The organism is Vreelandella neptunia, assembly GCF_034479615.1.
In the GTDB taxonomy this organism is placed as follows: domain Bacteria; phylum Pseudomonadota; class Gammaproteobacteria; order Pseudomonadales; family Halomonadaceae; genus Vreelandella; species Vreelandella neptunia.
Genome location: NZ_CP140255.1, coordinates 4,795,627 through 4,814,100, shown reverse-complemented (window position 1 = coordinate 4,814,100; position 18,474 = coordinate 4,795,627). Strand labels below are relative to the sequence as shown.

The following is an 18,474-nucleotide window of genomic DNA, read 5'->3' as shown; positions in this document are numbered from 1 at the left end:
AACTGGGAAAAGCCCTCCATTGTACACGTCTGGGAGTGCGCTGATTGGCCTATCGGGTAGACTGTTGGCAATGCTTTATACACCGTTGTTCTCTATTAGGATGAAACATGGCCACTTCAAGCCGCGTACACAGCATGACCGCCTTTGCCCGCACCGAGCAGGCTGCCCCGTTTGGCACGCTGCAGGTGGAAATTCGCTCAGTGAATCAGCGTTATTTAGAGCCTCACTTCCGCCTGCACGAAAGCCTGCGTGACCTGGAGCCAGTGCTGCGTGAAGCGCTGCGCACCCGTTTAGCTCGTGGCAAAGTCGAGTGCAGTGTTCGCTTTGAGAGCGCCGAAACCGCCCAAGCCCCCGCCGTTAACAGCACCCGCTTAGCCGCCATTGCTGATGCGCTTGCCGCCATACAGCAGCAAGTGCCCAGCGCCGTGCCACCCACCACGCTTGCGCTACTCAACCAGCCCGGTGTGATGGAAACCCAGCACCTTGACCAAGAGGCCATCAAGGCCGCCGCCAAAGCGCTGTTTGACCAAGCACTGGATGAGCTGATTGACGCTCGCGCCCGTGAAGGGGAAAAGCTCGCTGAGATGATCACCACCCGCCTGGCGGCAGTAAGTGAGCAGGTCGCCAACGTGCGCAGCCTGCTACCGCAGATTTTGGAGCGCCAACGCGCCCAACTGCTAGAGCGCCTGGAGGTTGCCAAAACCGAACTCGACCCGCAGCGCCTGGAAGCCGAGCTGGTGCTGGTGGCGCAAAAAGCTGATGTGGATGAAGAGCTGGATCGTCTAACGGCGCATATCGAAGAAGTAAGCCACCAGCTCGCCCAGAAAGGCCCCAAAGGCCGCCGTTTGGATTTCCTAATGCAAGAGCTTAACCGGGAAGCCAATACGCTTTCGTCAAAGTCTGTGGTGGCGGAGACGACACGCTGTGCGGTGGAGTTGAAGGTGTTGATTGAGCAGATGAGGGAGCAGATTCAGAATATTGAGTGACTTCCAATGATGGTGCTTCAGGGGAGCGTTGTAGTTGTTAAAGAAAATGCGGCAGGCGTCATAGCGATACGACACCTTCACGGAAATACCTTATCGCCATCGACTTAGCCGTTGATGGCATTCGTCTTCCGGTAGCCAGGCACCCGCTTCCAGCATCGTTTCCAAAGCATCGGCCAACTGGCCTGGAGCAAGAAGCGCATGGGCTTCCAGTTCATCCAGGATCCAAAGAACACCACGAACCTCTAGCTGGCTTTTCTGACCTGATTTCCTGAGCGCGCCGTCATTGGTCAGCAGCGTCCAGCCTCTTTCCTTGGCTAGGAAGTAGCACGACACATCCGCTAGTGAGGAATTACCCAATGTTTGGCGTAGCATAAAAAGCGTTGCAACTTCCTCACCATTGAATGCCTCAACCACAAGGCCTAATCCCGTTAACTCTTGGCCAGGGGGCTTTTTCAGCTCCCGCCACACAAAGTCGGTGGTGACGAACTGGTGAGGTAGGGCAAACACGGTTTCTAGCAGGCCACTGTGGTGAAGATCTATCCAGATATTGGTATCAGAGACAAGAATTTTCGCTGACATGCTCACTGTCACCTGCCTGTCCGTTTGCCATGATTTCCTCAATCTCGCCGAGGCTTACACTGAGTAACTCCGCTGCTCTTGAAGGAGTAACCAGTCCTTCAGCCAGCGCCCTGTAAACCAATTGCTTCAGGCGATAGGATTTTTCAGGCTCTTGTCGACCAGGTTCACTTTTTCGAAAACCTTTCATCGACCATAGGCGAAAAGTGTTCTGATAGAAGCTCGAACTAACGATATCCAGGTCATATAACCGGCGCAAAGTGGCTTGAATAGAAACACCCCACTCCTCCTTGGCCAAAAGGAACTCTTGGAACAGCACCCGTTTGCGGTGCTCACCAAAGGTGACGCGCACTTGATTTGCAGGAAAAAGAAACGCCCCGGCAAAGCGGTGGCACCAGTTTTCTTCATCCCGAGTGCCATGAAGCTCCTCTGGTAGTGACATAACCAAATGTCCTAGCTCATGGGCGAGATTAAAACGCTGGCGTTCACCAGGACGCTCAGTATTACTGACAATAACGGCATCCGCGCCATCGTTGACGAGGGCGCAAAGCCCATCGAATTTCTCGTGGGCCTTAAGACTGACGACTTTAATGCCGTTTTCTTCCAGGGTTTCAGTCAGATTGGCGATGGGGTTTAGCCCAAGCTGCCATTCTTCACGGAGTTTATTAGCTGCCTGTTCAACCTCATCGATACTGGATACGGAAAAACGCTTATGCCATTTGGAAAATTCATCAGGTGATTGGCCGGTTTGGAACAGGCTCTCTGCCGCTAAATAGCGCTCAAGGTGCTCACGCACTTGCTCCTTGACGGCTTCTTGCTGGCGTTTTCCGAAGGCAGAGTGCTTACGGAAGTCTACTTTTCCCAGCGCTACTGAGTCTGAACGGAAAAAATACTCAGGGTTAACCCCAAGTGCGTCCGCTAGTTGGATCAAGCGAGTCGAATTGGGCGCGTCCTTGCCCTGTTCATATTTCGACAGAGCTTGCTTGGTTATGCCCCCCAGCAGATCGGCTAACTGCTGCAAGGTCATATTCTTAAGGACACGCGCACGATGTAGACGATCATGCAGCATGACGTATTACCTTATGTCAGGGCGGTTTAAGTTGACAATATGGTTAAATTTTTAAAATCTGTCAACCTGGCGTGTTGTTTAGATATGGAGCACTTCATGAGGGAAGTTCATGTGATGGATCACATGTTGGCAGGAAGTCAGGGATGTAGATCCAGGCTATTTTTGACGCAGCTCTGACTCGAACGCTGACAGCGTCCCTCCCCGCCCAGCAAACCGTTCGTGCTTTTAGCCGTTGGTCGATGCCCACGACCGAGTTGCCGATCTGTGCTAACGCCCTGGCCTTGAGATGCGCAATATGAAATGCACCGCATTCCAACAAGAACGCATCGAGGACTCCATCATGGGCAACAACACCAAGATTGATTTTATCTACCTCTCCGAGCAGGACATGATTCGTGCCGGCGTGACCGATATGGCCGCCTGTGTGGACACCATGGAAGAGGTCTTCCACCTGCTTCACATCGGCGATTACCGCATGGCTGGGCCCAACAACGACTCCCACGGCGCGATGATCATGTTCCCAGAGGAGTCGCCGTTTTCCACCATGCCGAAACCGACTGCCGATCGCCGCATGATGGCGATGCCGGCCTATCTGGGCGGCAGCTTCTGCACCTCCGGTGTGAAGTGGTACGGCTCTAACATCGCCAACCGGGAAAAGGGCCTGCCCCGCTCCATCCTGATGTTCACGCTGACCGACCCGGACACCGCTGCACCCTTGGCGTACATGTCGGCCAACCTGCTGTCGGCCTACCGCACCGGCGCCGTGCCGGGTGTCGGCGCTCGCCATCTGGCCCGCAAGGATTCCCGCGTTATCGGCCTGCTGGGCCCAGGGGTAATGGGCCGGACCAGCGTGGCTGCGTTCATGGCGGTCTGCCCGGAGATCGACACCATCAAGATCAAGGGGCGCAGCGAGAAGAACATCAACGGCTTCATCGAGTGGGTGAAGGAGCACTACCCGCAGGTCACCAACCTCCAGGTCGTCGATTCCGAGGAAGCGGTGGTGCGCGATGCCGACATCGTGACCTACTGCGCCTCCGGCGAAGTCGGCAATCCCGACCTCTACCCGATGGTAAAGCGCGAGTGGGTCAAGCCCGGCGCCTTTCTGGCAATGCCGGCGCCGTGCAACTTCGATGCCGGCATGGAAGCGCCGGATATCCGCAAGGTGCTCGATGACACCGGCCTTTACGAAGCCTGGTACGAGGAAGTGCCCAAGCCCGCCCATAACGTGATTCCGCTGGTCGGCGTGAAGTTCATGGACATGCTCCATGCCGGCACCCTCGAGGCCAGCGCGCTGGAAGACCTGGGCGCTATCGTCTCCGGTGACAGCCCGGGTCGTCAGAGCGACGAGGAGATCATCATGATGTCGGTCGGCGGCATGCCGGTCGAAGACGTTGCCTGGGCCACGGTCGTCTACCGCAAGGCCGTGGAGCAGGGCATCGGCGTCAAGCTGAACCTGTGGGATGAGCCCGCGCTGAAATAAGGCGTCGGCATCTCTCATCCGCGGGCATCGCCTCTCGGCTGATGCTCGCCCTTCTCATTGATTGCAAAGCGAGCGTTCTCTAATGACTACGATCACCAAGGTCAAAACCGGCTCCAAATTCGAGGAACACGCCAGCTATTCACGCGTGGTGGCCGTCGACAACTGGATCCTTGTCTCCAACACTGCCGGGCGTAACCCGGACACCAAGGAGATTCCAGACGACGTCAGTGAGCAGTTGAAGCAGGTCTTCGCCAACATCGAACGCGGGCTTTCAGCCGTCGATAGCGACCTTTCCGACGTGGTATCTGCCAGGATTTTCATTCAGAACCCAGCCGACACTGAAACGGTCATGACCCTGTTCGGCGAAACCATGCGCGGCGTCGACCCGGTCATTACCGTCACCTGCCCGCCGCTCGGCGCCGAGGTCTACAAGGTCGAGCTGGAAGTGACCGCTTACCGAGGCGCCGGCAGCGCCGAGACCATCCGGATCGACACCTCCGCTCAGTGAGGCGTCGTTCGGCCCTATAACTTGATCCAACGCGGTATGGCCGGCCTGACCCGGGCATACTGCGTTGAACGATCAACCGATCAGGACGCGTTCATGGCACCGACTATCGCACCCGTCGAGACCTCCAACGACTTTCCCGCCTCGACCACCGTGGTCATCATCGGTGGCGGCATTATCGGCCTGACCGCTGCCCTGACGCTCGCCGAGCGCGGCGTGCCCGTCACGGTACTGGAAAAGGGCCGCATCGCCGGTGAGCAGTCCTCCCGCAACCTGGGCTGGATTCGCAAGACCAGCCGCCACGGCGAGGATGTGCCGCTGGCGCTGGCTTCCGACCGGCTATGGGCCACCATGGCTGAGCGCACCGGCAGCGACGTGGGGTATCGCCAGTCGGGCATCATGTTTTTGTCGCGCACGCCCGATCAGCTCGCCGTGCATGAAGCCTGGCTCGATTCGGTCGCGGCGCTGTCGCTGGACTCCCGACTGTTGAGCGCACGCGAGATCGACGCGCAGGTGCCGGGCGGTCGCGGTGACTGGGCTGGCGCCATCTTCACGCCATCTGACGGCTACGCCGAGCCTACGCTTGCCTCCAGCGCCATCGCTCGGGCGGCCATTGCACGGGGCGCGGTCATCGTCGAACACTGTGCAGTGCGCAATATTACCCGCACCGGCGGGCAGGTGAGTGGGGTGGTAACCGAGCGTGGCGAAATTCGCTGCGATCAGGTACTGCTGGCTGGCGGCATGTGGTCCCGGCGGTTTCTGGGCAATATCGGCATCTCCCTGCCCACCTTGCCGCTGATTCTGTCGGTGTTTCGAACCGGCGCCATGGAAGGCCCCACCAACAGCGCCGTTGGCGGGCCGGATTTCTCCTTTCGAAAGCACAAGGATGGCGGCTTCATCGTGACCCAGCGTGGTGCACTTGATGCCCCGCTGACGCTGGATCATCTGCTGGTCGGCTCCAAGTATTTAATCGCACTGCGCGCCCAGCGGGGGCTTTTGCGGATATCGCTGGGCAAGCACTTTTGGCGGGATCTCGCGCTGCCACGGCGCTGGAAAAACGGCAACTCGCCCTTCGAACGCGTGCGCACCCTGGATCCGCCGATCAATCAAATGCTCAACCGTGATGCCCACCACAATCTGTCCGCGGCATGGCCGGTGTTCGAAAAGGCGACCATCGAAGAAGCCTGGGCAGGCATGATCGACATCACACCGGACTCCAACCCGGTCATTGATGCGGTGCCCGGCGTGCCGGGGCTGACCCTGGCTTCCGGCTTCTCCGGCCACGGCTTTGGCACCTCGCCGGCGGCCGGCCAGCTCGCCGCGGATCTGATCATGAACAACGAGCCGATCATTGATCCAAGGCCTTACCGGTTCGGGAGGTTCTAAACTGTGCGGAGCGTCTATGTCACGCTCTGCCCACACCCAGGGGCGTAGCTAACGGTGGCTTCTGGAACAGCCGTAACCTCCTTCTGCTCCATATATCCAAAATCTCACCCGAGAAAACGCCAGGCTCGTCCTGGCTGGACGTCTTTTGCCAGCCTCGAGACCCGGTCTGGTCGGATTGCGATTGTCATGGCGGCGATGGTTCTTCGCTCGCCACCAGGTTCAGTACGCCCTCTGCCCAATCCAGAGCGACCTCAGAGGCCGCAAGCGATCCGCTGGCATCGTGACGGCCAAACTCGCCGATTCGCGTTGCGCCACAGGCCAGTAGCGCCTCGGTGAGCAGTTCGCCGCCGCGTGAGTAGGTTCTGGTGTAGCTACTGTCGCCCAGCCCCATGCTCGCAAAACGCACGCCGGATAGGTCGGGAGCATCATCGCGCAGCGTCGCGTAGAAATCTTGGGCGCCGCCTGGCACCTCGCCATCGCCGTAGGTTGAGCAGACGATGAGGTAGAACCGGGTCGGGTCGAGCGAGTGCGGGTCAACATCGCTCAGATCGGCCACGTCAACCGCGCAGCGCCCATCAAGGGCCTGCTCGAGCTCCTCGGCGACCAGCTCGGCATTGCCGGACTCGGTGCCGAATAGAATGCTGACCGCCAGGTCGCCCAGGCTGTCGCCGTCACCCGTATTGAGGTGCGACGCACGCTCGACCACCAGCGACTCATCCCGCGCCGACGCCAAAAGCGCCTCCAGCGTGGCCAGCTTGGTGCGTACCCGCCCTGGAGAGGTCTGGGTACGCTCTAGGTGGTCGATACGCCGCCAGCCGTCGATGTCGGTGGCCTCTTCATGAGGGCTAAGCCCCTGGCGAGTGCAGTGCACCTCACCTGCCGCGATATCCGCGCCAATCACGCCAGCCAGTGCCCGTGCGTCGGTGCGCTGATCGGGAATCGTGCCTCGGGCGCCGCGGCGCAACCAGCCGGCCAGGTAGAGCCCCGCCTCGACGCGGCCGGTCTCAGATACCGCCGGATACTCGGCGAGCGCGTGTGCTATGGCGTCCTCCGGGTCGGGCACGAAACCGATGGCGGTTATGACCGAATCCAGCGCCAGCGCGACGGTCTCGCCGCCATGACGCAGAGTGATACCTTCGACCTGCGCCTGCCCATCGATGCGTTTGGGCACTGTCTCGAACCACCACTCGACCATCATCCGCGGCTCGCCCTCGAGGTCGACGCTGTCTGCCCCGGGTAGCGTACGCAGCGCGTCCAGCCGGGCATCCTTGCCTTCCGGCACGCTATCCAGATCGACACCGTGAAGGCGATGCCGAATAGCTGAAAAGCCGCCCAGCTCGCGGATCATCACCGGGTCGAAGCGGGCCTTCTCCGCGCTCGAGCGGCCGATGATGTGCAGCGTATCGATCTCACGTGTCAGCTTCCCGTGAACGGCGTCGTCGATGTCGCTGCCCTCGAGTTCGGCGGCGCGAATCGACAGCAGCCGCAACACGTCGATGGCTACATTCCCCTGGCCCAAGATTGCCACGCGCCGACCAAGCGTCGGCGTCTCGGTCTCGTCCGGGTGGCCGTTGAGTCGGCGGGTAATACTGCCCGCACCCACTACGCCCGTAAGCAGGTCACCGGGAATCTCCAGCGGCCGATCCGCACGTACACCGGAGGCAAGCACCACGGCGTCGTAGTTCGTGCGCAGCGCATCGAAAGACACCTGCTGGCCGATGGTCGTATTGCCGATAAAACGCACGTTCGGCGCATCGAACAGGCAATCAAACTGGCGTGAGACGGCTTTGGTGCCCTGATGATCGCCTGCCACGCCGTAGCGCAGCAGACCGTAGGGTACGGGGAGGCGGTCAAACAGATCGATATGGGCGCCGGGCATGCGGCGCTGGACTTCTTTTGCCGTAAAGCAGCCCGCCGGCCCAGAGCCGACAATGGCGACGTGCGGGGTCGCCTCGGTTTCCGTTGCCGAGGGCGTTGGCCCACCCGTAGAAACGGGCACGCGCCCCTTGGCGAGCGGCTTCACGTCGCGCCAGGTCACCGGCAGCGAGAGCATGCCACGGAAGACCCAACCGCCGATGGTGGGATCGCGGTCGGGGTGGAGGTCGAGCCCTTTCAAGTGATCGAACAGCAGCGGTAGTGCCACTTCGGCCACTTCGGCCCGCGCCGCCCGGGCGCCCAGACACACATGCGTGCCCTTGCTGAACGCCAGGTGCGGTTTGACCTCGCGGTAAATATCGAATTTGTCCGCGCGATCCCAGATCGATTCATCGCGGTTGGCCGAGAGAATACAAATGCCTAGCCGTGCCCCTTCCGGCAGCTCGACGCCGGCCAGCACGGTGCGTTTCGTAGTCTGGCGTGAATAAAGCCCGATGGGCGCTACCCAGCGAATGGTTTCATCGAACACCGTCGACCATAGTCTCGGGTCGCGTTCCACCGTCCGGCGCTGGTCGGGGTGGGTCAACATCGCCCAAGCCGCCACGCCCAGGGCGTCCCGGGGCTCGTTCAAACCGCCGCCGATGCTCATCTTGATGTTGGCGCGAATCTTTTCCAGCGGCATCTGATCCTCGGGGGAGGAGAGCAGCGAGGAGAGAAGGGAGTGGTCGCGGTTGTGAAGGTGCCACTCGAGCATCTCATCGAGGGCGACATCCACTTCATCGAAAGAGCGCTTGCCCGCGGCCCAAACGTCCGGGTCGTCGCCGTAGTTGCCGGTTGCATCAATCAGCGTCTGCGACCAGCGCTGAAGATCTTCCGCCGAGGCGTTGTAGAGCCCGAGCAGTGATCTCAGGCATTCGGCGGCAAAGGGCGCTGAAAAATCCCAGATCAGATCGGCCCCCGGCCCCTTGTCGATGAAGCGGGTCAACTGTTCGCGGCTCTTTTCATGAAAGGTCTGCGTCCAGACGTTTTTAACCGCATTGGGCTTGAACACGCTCTGCCACTGGCGGCGCTCGCGGTAGTGCTCCGGGTCGTCGCGGCGCAGCATCGAATGCCCCATGGCGCGGATCTGGAGCGAATCCGTTTCGTTGGCTGAATAGGTTTCCTGGTCGTGCTCGGTGGTAATCACGGCGTCGTAGCTGGTGATCAGATAGCGGTTGACGCTGGGCACCCAATGAACCCCGCCCTCGCGCCGCAGGCGTTCGTAGATTGGAAACGGATCGTCATACAGTGTCTTGAGATCGACCCAGTTTGCCACGGGGGCGGGGCGAGTTTTCATTGGCTTATTCATAGGATCTCCATGAAGGGGCACTTAGACGGTGCTTACGCCCGGCGCCCCATGCTCTATCTTGAGCGGTTCTAATCGCTCAGGTCCGGCTCGAACAGCCCCTTGTTCATCTTGAACTTGACCCAGACGATGGCAATCAGGCTGACAATACCCAGCACCACGCCCAGTAGCGTATAGATCAGGGTGGTCATCTCAGGCGATGGGGAAGCGTTGGCTGCCACGTAGGCCATGCCGATGATGCCCAGAATCTGCGGCAGCGGGTAAAAGGGCGTGCGGTAAGGGCGGCGATGCTCGGGGCGGCGACGACGCAGCACCATCACATCGATATGCGCGACGATGTAGGCAAACAGCCAACTGGTCGCCGCAGCGATCACCAGCGCGATGATCTGATCGGGTTCGATCAGCAAAAAAGGCACGACCACGCCCAGCGCCAGAAAGGTGATGCCGACCCAGGGCGTGTTATAGCGCGGGTGCATCTTGCCCATGATCGAAAACGCCTGGCCGTTATCGGCCATGCCCGAGAGCATGCGCGGTACGGCGGCAAGCACGGTATTGACCGTGCTGCAGGTCGCGGTCACGCCCATTACGGTGGCAATAATCAGGCCCGCTTTGCCAAACACGCTATTGACCAGATCTAGATACGGCAGGGGCGAGGTGGTCAAGGTCTCAACGGAAAGATAGTGGCCGGCGCCGAGGCAGAAGATCGAGAACAGCACAAAGATGATGCCCAGCGACAGGAACATAGCGCGGGGAATCCGCTTTTCCGGCTGACGAATATCGTTGATCATCGGGCAGATGAACTCACAGCCGACGAACATCCACATGGCCAGGGCGACCAGGCCGATAAAGCTGCCGTCGACAATGCCTCCGATGCCCCAGTCGATGCCTGCGGCGGCCTGAGCCACCTCCGGCGACGGCGGCTGGAGCAGGGCGGTGGCGCCCACGAGTAAGATGGCAACGATCATGGCGAAGGTGAACACGTTCTGAAGCTTGGCGAAGACGTCGGTGCCGAGAATATTGAGCACGGCCAGCGTCGCCAGCAGCAGGATTGGTACCAGATGCGACGGCAGCATTTCGGGGAACAGCGTCTGCAGCAGGGCATCCACCAGCAGAAATTCGGCAGGAATCGCGAAGATGGCCACCACCACGTAGCCTGCAAACACCGAGACGATGGCCGGGAAATGACCGATGGCCTTTTGAGTATAGGTGGCAAGCGTGCCCGCCTGCGGATACATCAGCGAAAGTTCCGAGAAGGACATGGCGTTGCAGACGGCAAGCAAGGTGGCCACCAGCATGGCGGCCAGAAAACTCAAGCCGCCGATGCCAAAGCCCATCAATGCCGATGCCATGGCGCCCTGCACCACCACGGTTCCCACACAGATCGCGATCATGGTCTTGAAACCGATGTGTTGACGCGCAGGGGCGCTTACCTGGGGCGCGGGGCCCGCCTTCGAGGTGTTGAGCATGATGAGTAATCTCCTGGCCGGTTGAATTCTTGTTTGGTTGACACGGACAACCTGATATCCAATCTGCACCTTACTCACCGACCATTCTTGTTCTCTTCTGCCAGAAATTTTCCCCTGCCTGCCTACTTCTGTCTTAACTCTCCTGTATCACGGCCGGCCTCCCCCATCCGGGGGATACCCAGGCGGCTTAACAGCGCCGACGATAAAAATGTACGTGGCCATTGGTTGCCTTACACCTTACCCCTGTCTCAGGAGACAACCCCATGACAACAACTCCTTCCCACACTGACTGGATCTCGGTTGCTGGCCTTGAAAAGGGCTTCGCGACGGGTTCCTATGCGCTGGACAACTCGGCAGACCTCACCGGCAAGCAGGTTGAACTGCACGCCGCCGACGGCAGTGTTCGCCGTATCGAGTTCGATCAGGATCAGCTGGCCATCGATGGCGGCGAGGCGGTCAAGGTGCGCATCACATCGTTACGTGAACGTGTCTATCTGCTTGACTGGCTGGATGAACGCACCCGTCCGGCGACTTCGTACACCGTGGTGCTGGATACCCTGACTGACAGCTACACTCAGGTCATCGGCACCTTGCCCACGTTTGATGTCATCAAAACCGGCCTCTATGAGCGCGCACTGGGCGGCCGCCCGCTGACCGACGTCAAGGTCGACATCAGCCACGGCGCGGTGAACAAACCCTACAGCGACGGCGCCTGCCCGCATGCCAAGACCGACGAGCTGATCGGGGTGCGCAACCTCTACCGTTACAGTCCGACCGAGGTGTACGAACATACCTATCTGAACGAGAACTTCTACACCTGGCACTGCCTGAAAGGCGTGGAGCAGGGGCTGTGCGACACTGATGCCTGCCACTATTACAAGATTGCCGATGAGCTTTATCTGTTCATCTGGCGCGAGAAGATCGTCCCGACGCTCGGCATCGTCATGATCGATGAACAGAATCACCGCAGCGACGGCAAGATCTTCGGCGTTGGTGATACCGAAGACGCGCCGCTGGCCAACTTCCCGATGGCTTCTTACTGTCAGCGCCTGGCCGATACGGAGTACCCCGATGACCTCTGATACCAAAACCGTCGTCATCACCGGCGCCGGCACCGGCGTGGGTGAAGCCTGCGCGCGTCAGCAGGCCGCGCTTGGCCATAACGTCGTATTGATTGGACGTCGCAAGGCACCTCTTGAGGCGCTGGCGGCGGACACCGGCGGGCTGGTGCTCGCCGGCGACGCCGCCAGCGCCACCGAGTGGGAGGGGTTCTGCCAGCGCATTCTCGAGGCCTATGGCCGGATCGACAGCCTGATCTGCAGCGCGGGGGGCCACGGCCTCGGCACGGCCACCGAGATGTCCGACGATGACTGGCATCAATCGATGCGTCTCAATCTGGATACCGCCTTCTACAGCGCACGCGCCTGTCTGCCACACCTGATCAAGCAGCAGGGCACCATGGTGTTGCTGGGGTCGTTGGCTTCGTTTCAGGCCGGTGGTGAGGTCTGCGGCTACACCACCGCCAAGCACGCGATTGTGGGTCTGACACGTTCCATGGCTCGTGACTTCGGCCCTCAGGGCGTGAGGGTCAACTGTGTCTGCCCGGGGTGGATTCGAACGCCCATGGCCGATGAAGAAATGCAGCCGCTGATGGCGCACTACAGCGAGTCCCTCGATGATGCCTACGCCCGTGTGACGCAGCACGTGCCCCTGCGGCGGCCAGCCAGTGCCCACGAAATCGCCGAGGTCTGTCACTTTCTGATCAGCCCGGCCTCCGCCATCATTACCGGCAGCATGATCATGGCCGACGGCGGCTCGCATATCGTCGACACCCCCACCCTCGCTTTCGAGGCCCTCTAGGAGACGACAGGGCGACCGGGCTGCCCATGGCCCGGTTGCCCTGTCCCGGATCAATGGAGTCCGTTCATGAGTATTCGTATCGATTACAGCGGCCAGCACGTACTGGTCACCGGCGGTGCCCAGGGCATCGGCGAGGCTATCGTGACCCGTTTTGCCGAGGCCGGTGCCCGCGTCACGCTGGCCGACATCAACGGCGACCAGGCCACGCGGGTAGCTGAAAAGCTCACGGCTGAGGGTCATCGGGTTCAGGCTTACGCCGTGGATCTCTCCGATGAGGCCACCACACGCGCCATGATAGCGGTCAGCGACCCCATCGACGTGCTGGTGCACAACGCGGGCTACTTTCCGCTCACGCCCTTTGAAGATCTCACCCTTGACCAGGTCGAACGCACCTTCGCCGTTAACGTGCAGTCGCTGTTCTGGATGACACAAGCGCTGCTGCCTTCTTTCAAGCAGAAGGGGCAGGGCGTGATCCTGTGTACTTCCTCGGTCACCGGCAATCGGGTCGCGTATCCGGGGCTGACCCATTATGCCGCGTCCAAGGCCGCGGTTAACGGCTTCATCCGCAACACCGCACTGGAAATGGGCGGTTTGGGCATCCGCATCAACGGCGTCGAGCCGGGCATGATCCGCACCCCGGCGATGGACAACCTCGGTGACGACGAGCACAGCCAGCGCCTCGAGCGCGGCATTCCGCTGGGCCACCTGGGGGCACCGGAGGACATCGCCAACGCCATGCTGTTTCTGGGCTCTGATCTGGCCAAGTACATCACTGGCCAGACCATCATCGTCGATGGCGGCGCTCTGCTGCCGGAAAGCGTGACCGCGCTCGACTGAGCCACTATGGGTCATTGGGCAACAAATTTCCGTTGCTTGCACACGGCCGACTCGCTATGTTGGAGGTATCAATCAACATGGAGTCGGCTAGCCATGCAGTCTCCCCAGGAACTGGGTGTCTACTGTCTGAACGCCTTCACCCGTGCCGTGCCCGCTTCGCTGGCAGCGTTCTACCATATCGACGACGGACTGAGTGCGTTTGATTTCCAGCTTTACGGCGATCCCACGCAGATGCACGACAGCTACCTGCGCCGCTACCGGCACCTTGACCCGCTTCAGCCCGGTTACTGCCAGCAGATCGGCCGAGGTGTCGTGTCACTGCGCGATGCCCAGGCGCTTCAATCGAAACAGCGTAATGAGGGGTATCAGACGTTTCTGAGCCAGCACGATGTCGTGGATGTAACCGAAGTCATGTTCTACCGCCGGAACCGCCCGGTGATGGGCATGTCGTTGCTGCGCAAATCACGCTTCGGGAGTTTTACCCCCCAGGAACTGAACACGCTGCAATCGCTTCAGGAAATGCTGCAGCTGGCCGTCTCGACCCGCGCCAGTGAGATTGCCCCGGCGCAGGCCGAACTCCACCACAGGCCGTTGACCGAGCGTGAGGCGCAGCTTTTGCCGCTGGTACGCCAGGGTTTGAGCAATAAGGTCATGGCGCGTGAGCTCGGCATTGCGCCCTCCACGATCAAGACCCACCTCGATCATCTGTATCGTAAATTCGATGTCACCAACCGCACCGAGTTGGTCGGGCGACTCTACTCGTAGCCCGCTTCACCCTGCTCAATAGGCTATGAAGCCCTCAGCGCAGTTGCCTTCTTATAGTGATTAGCGGACGCCTCCCCATGCCAACCCTACGCTACCTCACGTTAGCCCTGCTGCTCGCTATGTCGAGCATATTCTCGACCACTGCCCAGGCAAACGAGGCAACCTGGCGGGCGCTACAGGAGGGCGGTTTAGTGATTCTCATGCGCCACTCCCTGGCCCCTGGCATTGGTGACCCGCCCGGGTTTGAGCGTGGCAGTTGCGAGACTCAGCGCAATCTCTCTGCGGCTGGTCGCGCTCAGGCGCAAGCCGCTGGGCGTGCGTTTCGTGCGCGGGATATTCCCATTGCGGCGGTTTACTCATCAAGCTGGTGTCGTGCGCTGGATACCGCCGAGTTAATGGCGTTGGGGCCTGTGGAGCCTACTCCCTGGCTGGACTCTTTCTTTCGCGGGCGCGGTGATCAGACGTCAATCACTCAAACCGCCCAAGAGCAGATTGCCGCATGGCAGGGGCCGGGCAATTTGCTGCTAGTCACCCATCAGGTAAATATCACGGCATTGGTGGGTAGCGGTGCGGGCTCGGGAGAAATGATTGTGGTGCGCCCAGCGGGTGATGAGATGCAGGTCGTGGGGCGGTTAAGCGTTAGCGGCCAATAATTTGCTTCTTATCCGCGCAAGACTTTATAAAGTAAAAAACGATATAGGTTAGGAATTCTTTATGAAAGCCGTTGTTTTTGAGCAGTTTTCCGCCCCGCCGACCCTTCAGCAACTGCCCGACCCTACCCCTGAGCCGCATGGCGTTGTGGTGAAGGTAATGGCCAACGGAGTCTGCCGCAGCGACTGGCATGGCTGGGTGGGGCATGATACCGATATTCAACTTCCCCATGTGCCGGGGCATGAGCTTTCCGGCGTGGTCGAAGCCGTGGGTAAGGATGTAAAAAAGTGGCGCATTGGCGACCGCGTCACGGTTCCATTCGTTGGCGGTTGCGGTACTTGCCCCGAGTGCCACTCCGGCAACCATCAGGTGTGCGATAGCCAGTTTCAGCCCGGTTTCACGCATTGGGGCTCCTTTGCCGAGTATGTGGGTATTCACTACGCCGATGTGAATTTGGTCGCGCTGCCAGAGACACTCGACTTTGCAACGGCGGCCAGCTTGGGTTGCCGGTTCGTTACCTCTTTTCGGGCAGTGGTGGATCAGGGCAAAACAGCGGCAGGCCAGTGGGTGGCCGTCCACGGCTGCGGTGGGGTTGGGCTTTCTGCCGTGATGATTGCCAACGCCGTCGGTGCCAACGTGGTGGCCATCGATATTTCTGAAGGCGCTCTAGATCTGGCCCGTCAATTGGGTGCCACTGCCACCGTGAATGCTGCCAAGGTAGCCAATGTGGTTGAAGCGGTGGCGGAGATAACCCGGGGAGGCGCTCACGTATCCCTGGATGCGCTGGGCCATCCGACGACCTGCTTTAACTCCATCAGTAATCTGCGTAAACGTGGCAAGCATGTCCAGGTCGGGTTGATGTTGGCCGAGAACAGCACGCCCGCCATTCCCATGAGTAAAGTCATTGCCCATGAGCTTGAAATACTGGGTAGCCACGGCATGCAGGCCCACCGTTATGACGCCATGCTGGCGATGATCCAGTCGGGAAAGCTGGCGCCTGAAAAGCTTATTGGCAAACGCATCAATCTTGAGCAGTCGATTGAGGCGCTGATGAACATGGATAAGTTCGAAGGGGCGGGGGTGACGGTGGTGACCGAGTTTTGAGGAAACCGCAGAGACGTTTAATAACAATTTCCTTCAATGAAACGAGGCAAATTATTCGCTCCTCATCTGCGGGTTGAGGTTTTACGCTGGGCGTATTGATAAGGAGTAAGCTATGCCATCAGACACTATTCAATCAGCACGTCGCGTGATCGCCCAGCACCCGGCCAAGCGCGATGATATCGGCGATTTAGTTACCCGGCGCCCGCTGCCGGGGCCGCAGCTTGAACAGCTCGATCCATTCCTGTTTCTTAACCACCACGGCCCGCAGACTTATCCGGCCAATAATCGTGGCCTGCCGTTTGGCCCGCACCCACACCGGGGCTTTGAAACGGTCACCTTTATACTGGAAGGCTCATTGGCCCATGCCGATAGCGCCAAGCATCAAAGCGTGATCAATGCGGGCGGCGTGCAGTGGATGACTGCGGGCAGCGGCATTGTGCATGCGGAAATTTCGCCAGAGGAGTTTCTGCGCGACGGTGGCCCGTTGGAGATTCTGCAGCTGTGGGTCAACCTACCGTCGCACTTGAAAATGAGCGAGCCGCGCTACGTAGGGCTGCAACGAGAATCCATTCCTGCTATTAAGCTGCCGGGTGGTGGTGAGTTGAACCTGATCTCAGGCGAGTGGCAGGGTAATGCTGGCCCTATCGACACGCTAACCGGCGTATTTATGTCGACGCTGCGGCTGCCTGCCGGTAGCCACGAGCAACTGCCCGTGGCGCCAGGTCGACAGGTATTTCTCTACGTGGTGGATGGCGATGTCACCGTAGGTGGCGAACCCGTTAAGGCCCATCATCTGATTGAAGTAGATCGCGATGGTGATAGCCTCGACATCGAAGCTAACAGCGACGCGCGCCTGCTGTTTGGCCATGGCGAGGTGATCGATGAGCCGGTCTATTCCCACGGGCCCTTCGTGATGAATACCCGCGAAGAGATCGTTCAGGCGGTCGAGGACTATCAGAACGGCAAATTTGGCGGGCTCGACGCATAAAGGCAGTGTCAGCAGCAATTATTGCGTTTGGCGTTCCAATCCTCTTCAGGCGGCCTTACACCATGGTTGCCGCGATAGTTAGGTGATGTCGGCGGTGACCAGCCCTCTAGCAGTGCGTCATCAAGGGCGTAGATCTCGATGCCGATGGGGTGACAGGTGGCCAACAGGTCGTCATCGGTGGCGTCACTGCCCCATAGATCCACCGATAGATCGCCGCCTGGGCAGCAGGAGAGGGCACACAGTAGGTCAATCTCGGCAAATAGCTCCAGGTAGTCGCCTTCTTTGGCCGGGCAAGCCTTCATGAAGTACTGATCCTGTTCATTAAGGCCGGTGCACTGAAAGACGTTAAGCACATCGTGGACATCAAATTCGGTGAGTCCGAAGGGCGCCACGGCCCGGGTTAAGTTGGAGTGACAGTGGAAGTCGAAATCCTCACCGGTCAGCAGATGATTCACATAAGGGTCACAGCGGGTACCCAATAGATCGTGAACACGACCGCCATCCTCGTCGATACCGTAGTTTTCCAAGGTATCGGCGGTGATAGTCGCCATAGGCCGAAGGTAGGGAAGAGACGACCATAAACGATCGTGAACGCTAACATGAGCGCGCTGAAGCTGGCGCGTGCGTGAGGCCCAGAAGCGTTCTCGTGGGTTGTGCAACGACCACAGATTGAAATCTCCCACCTGAGGCCCTTGGCGAGTACACAGGCGCATTACGTGACCGGCTGGAACTTTCCAGGCGCGTGCATCACGAATTGGCACCTCTATGGTTTCTATTAGCCTCCGCTGATCGGTCGCTTTGGCAATCCGGTTGTAAAAAGCCGGGTCAACGAAAAGGGGAGAGCCTGGTTTGGCGCGGTAGGCTGGAGCTCGGTTGGCCATTGTTAGTGACTCCTTGTAAATAACGGTGGTGATGACACTTGGTGCTCAAAGAGGCCATTCACTACAGCGGCTCGCCGCGATAGTAGTGCCACAGAAACAGCGAACCCACGCTGCGCCAGGGCGCCCAGTGTTCTACCAACTGGCGGGCCTGCTTGGGCGTGGGTTTGTCGTCCATGCCTTTTAAACGGCCCAGCGCTACCCGCAGGGCGAGATCATCGGCAGGGAAAATATCCGGGCGTTTCAGCGAAAACATCAGGTAGATCTCGGCGCTCCAACGGCCAAAGCCGCGTAGCTCGGTAATCGCGGCAATGGCTTCATCATCGCTTAGCTGTTCAAGCCCCTCGGCGCTAAAAGTGCCTGCCAACTCTGCTTCTGCCAGCCCTTTGGCGTACTCGATCTTGCGCCAGGAGAGCCCTGCATCGCGCAGCGCTTGCCCCTCTACCTCCATCACTGCCTTGGCGTGCAGCTCGGGCAACAATGTATTTACGCGACCCATAATCGCTCGGGCCGCTTCGGTGGATAGCTGTTGGCTAACGATGGTGGAGAAGAACGTCGCAAAGCCTTTGTCGCGCTCACGAGGCGGGGGAGCCCCCACTAGCGGCAGGGCGCGGGCTATATCCGGATCGGCCTTGGCAAGTGCTGCCATGGCGTGCTCGATGGTATCTAGGTTCATGGACGTCTCGGGTATTGAGAAATAAAA

General features: G+C 59.7%; 17 protein-coding genes. 11 read left to right on the top strand and 6 right to left on the bottom strand.

Features of this window, described 5'->3' with window-relative positions:
- Positions 1-107: 107 nt before the first annotated feature.
- The gene (locus SR894_RS22260) at positions 108-986 is read left to right on the top strand and encodes a YicC/YloC family endoribonuclease (protein ID WP_133733168.1); all 879 of its coding nucleotides are present in this window, start codon (positions 108-110) and stop codon (positions 984-986) included.
- 90 nt (positions 987-1,076) lie between these two features.
- Here the strand turns inward: SR894_RS22260 and SR894_RS22255 are convergent, their stop codons facing one another.
- Positions 1,077-1,565, bottom strand: a complete 489-nt coding sequence (locus tag SR894_RS22255; RefSeq protein WP_133732282.1) for a PIN domain-containing protein — start codon at positions 1,563-1,565, stop codon at positions 1,077-1,079.
- The gene (locus SR894_RS22250) at positions 1,540-2,631 is read right to left on the bottom strand and encodes a helix-turn-helix domain-containing protein (protein WP_133732281.1); all 1,092 of its coding nucleotides are present in this window, start codon (positions 2,629-2,631) and stop codon (positions 1,540-1,542) included. The genes SR894_RS22255 and SR894_RS22250 overlap by 26 nt, the downstream gene beginning before the upstream one ends.
- Before the next feature lie 340 nt (positions 2,632-2,971).
- Here SR894_RS22250 and SR894_RS22245 point away from each other — a divergent pair, with 340 nt between their 5' ends.
- From SR894_RS22245 to SR894_RS22235, 3 genes are all read left to right on the top strand, one after another.
- A complete protein-coding gene (locus SR894_RS22245) occupies positions 2,972-4,111 on the top strand; it encodes an ornithine cyclodeaminase family protein (RefSeq protein ID WP_223288283.1) in 1,140 nt (379 codons plus the stop codon).
- An 82-nt stretch (positions 4,112-4,193) separates the two neighbouring features.
- Complete coding sequence (locus SR894_RS22240) at positions 4,194-4,619, top strand: Rid family hydrolase (RefSeq protein WP_133732279.1); 426 nt, start codon at positions 4,194-4,196, stop codon at positions 4,617-4,619.
- Positions 4,620-4,712: 93 nt separating this feature from the next.
- Positions 4,713-6,002 carry an NAD(P)/FAD-dependent oxidoreductase gene (locus tag SR894_RS22235; protein WP_223288284.1) on the top strand — a complete coding sequence of 430 codons (1,290 nt, stop codon included), beginning with the start codon at positions 4,713-4,715 and terminating at the stop codon, positions 6,000-6,002.
- A 184-nt stretch (positions 6,003-6,186) separates the two neighbouring features.
- On the opposite strand, the gene SR894_RS22230 is transcribed toward SR894_RS22235, so the two are convergent.
- Together SR894_RS22230 and SR894_RS22225 are read right to left on the bottom strand one after the other, a co-directional pair.
- Positions 6,187-9,225: a cytochrome P450 gene (locus tag SR894_RS22230; RefSeq protein WP_223288285.1), complete on the bottom strand. Its 3,039-nt coding sequence runs from the start codon at positions 9,223-9,225 to the stop codon at positions 6,187-6,189.
- Between the two features lie 68 nt (positions 9,226-9,293).
- On the bottom strand, positions 9,294-10,688 hold the full coding sequence (locus tag SR894_RS22225) for an APC family permease (RefSeq protein WP_223288286.1): 1,395 nt from the start codon (positions 10,686-10,688) through the stop codon (positions 9,294-9,296).
- Positions 10,689-10,951: 263 nt separating this feature from the next.
- Between SR894_RS22225 and SR894_RS22220 the strand changes: the two genes are divergently transcribed.
- The 7 genes from SR894_RS22220 to SR894_RS22190 all read left to right on the top strand — a co-directional run bounded on the left by SR894_RS22220 (position 10,952) and on the right by SR894_RS22190 (position 16,893).
- The gene (locus tag SR894_RS22220) at positions 10,952-11,770 is read left to right on the top strand and encodes a MoaF C-terminal domain-containing protein (RefSeq protein WP_223288287.1); all 819 of its coding nucleotides are present in this window, start codon (positions 10,952-10,954) and stop codon (positions 11,768-11,770) included.
- Positions 11,760-12,548, top strand: coding sequence for an SDR family NAD(P)-dependent oxidoreductase (locus SR894_RS22215; RefSeq protein ID WP_223288288.1), 789 nt, complete (start codon positions 11,760-11,762; stop codon positions 12,546-12,548). The genes SR894_RS22220 and SR894_RS22215 overlap by 11 nt, the downstream gene beginning before the upstream one ends.
- A gap of 66 nt (positions 12,549-12,614) precedes the next feature.
- Positions 12,615-13,385, top strand: a complete 771-nt coding sequence (locus SR894_RS22210; protein WP_223288289.1) for an SDR family oxidoreductase — start codon at positions 12,615-12,617, stop codon at positions 13,383-13,385.
- A 6-nt stretch (positions 13,386-13,391) separates the two neighbouring features.
- Entirely contained in the window at positions 13,392-14,150 is a 759-nt protein-coding gene (locus SR894_RS22205; protein ID WP_223288290.1) for a helix-turn-helix transcriptional regulator, read from the top strand.
- A gap of 77 nt (positions 14,151-14,227) precedes the next feature.
- Entirely contained in the window at positions 14,228-14,803 is a 576-nt protein-coding gene (locus tag SR894_RS22200) for a histidine phosphatase family protein (protein WP_223288291.1), read from the top strand.
- 61 nt (positions 14,804-14,864) lie between these two features.
- Positions 14,865-15,905, top strand: coding sequence for a zinc-dependent alcohol dehydrogenase family protein (locus tag SR894_RS22195; RefSeq protein ID WP_223288292.1), 1,041 nt, complete (start codon positions 14,865-14,867; stop codon positions 15,903-15,905).
- A gap of 112 nt (positions 15,906-16,017) precedes the next feature.
- Positions 16,018-16,893, top strand: a complete 876-nt coding sequence (locus SR894_RS22190) for a pirin family protein (RefSeq protein WP_223288293.1) — start codon at positions 16,018-16,020, stop codon at positions 16,891-16,893.
- An 8-nt stretch (positions 16,894-16,901) separates the two neighbouring features.
- Here SR894_RS22190 and SR894_RS22185 read toward each other — a convergent pair whose 3' ends face one another.
- A complete protein-coding gene (locus SR894_RS22185) occupies positions 16,902-17,774 on the bottom strand; it encodes an urea carboxylase-associated family protein (RefSeq protein WP_223288294.1) in 873 nt (290 codons plus the stop codon).
- Positions 17,775-17,835: 61 nt separating this feature from the next.
- Positions 17,836-18,447: a DNA-3-methyladenine glycosylase family protein gene (locus SR894_RS22180; RefSeq protein ID WP_223288295.1), complete on the bottom strand. Its 612-nt coding sequence runs from the start codon at positions 18,445-18,447 to the stop codon at positions 17,836-17,838.
- Between the last annotated feature and the right edge of the window lie 27 nt (positions 18,448-18,474).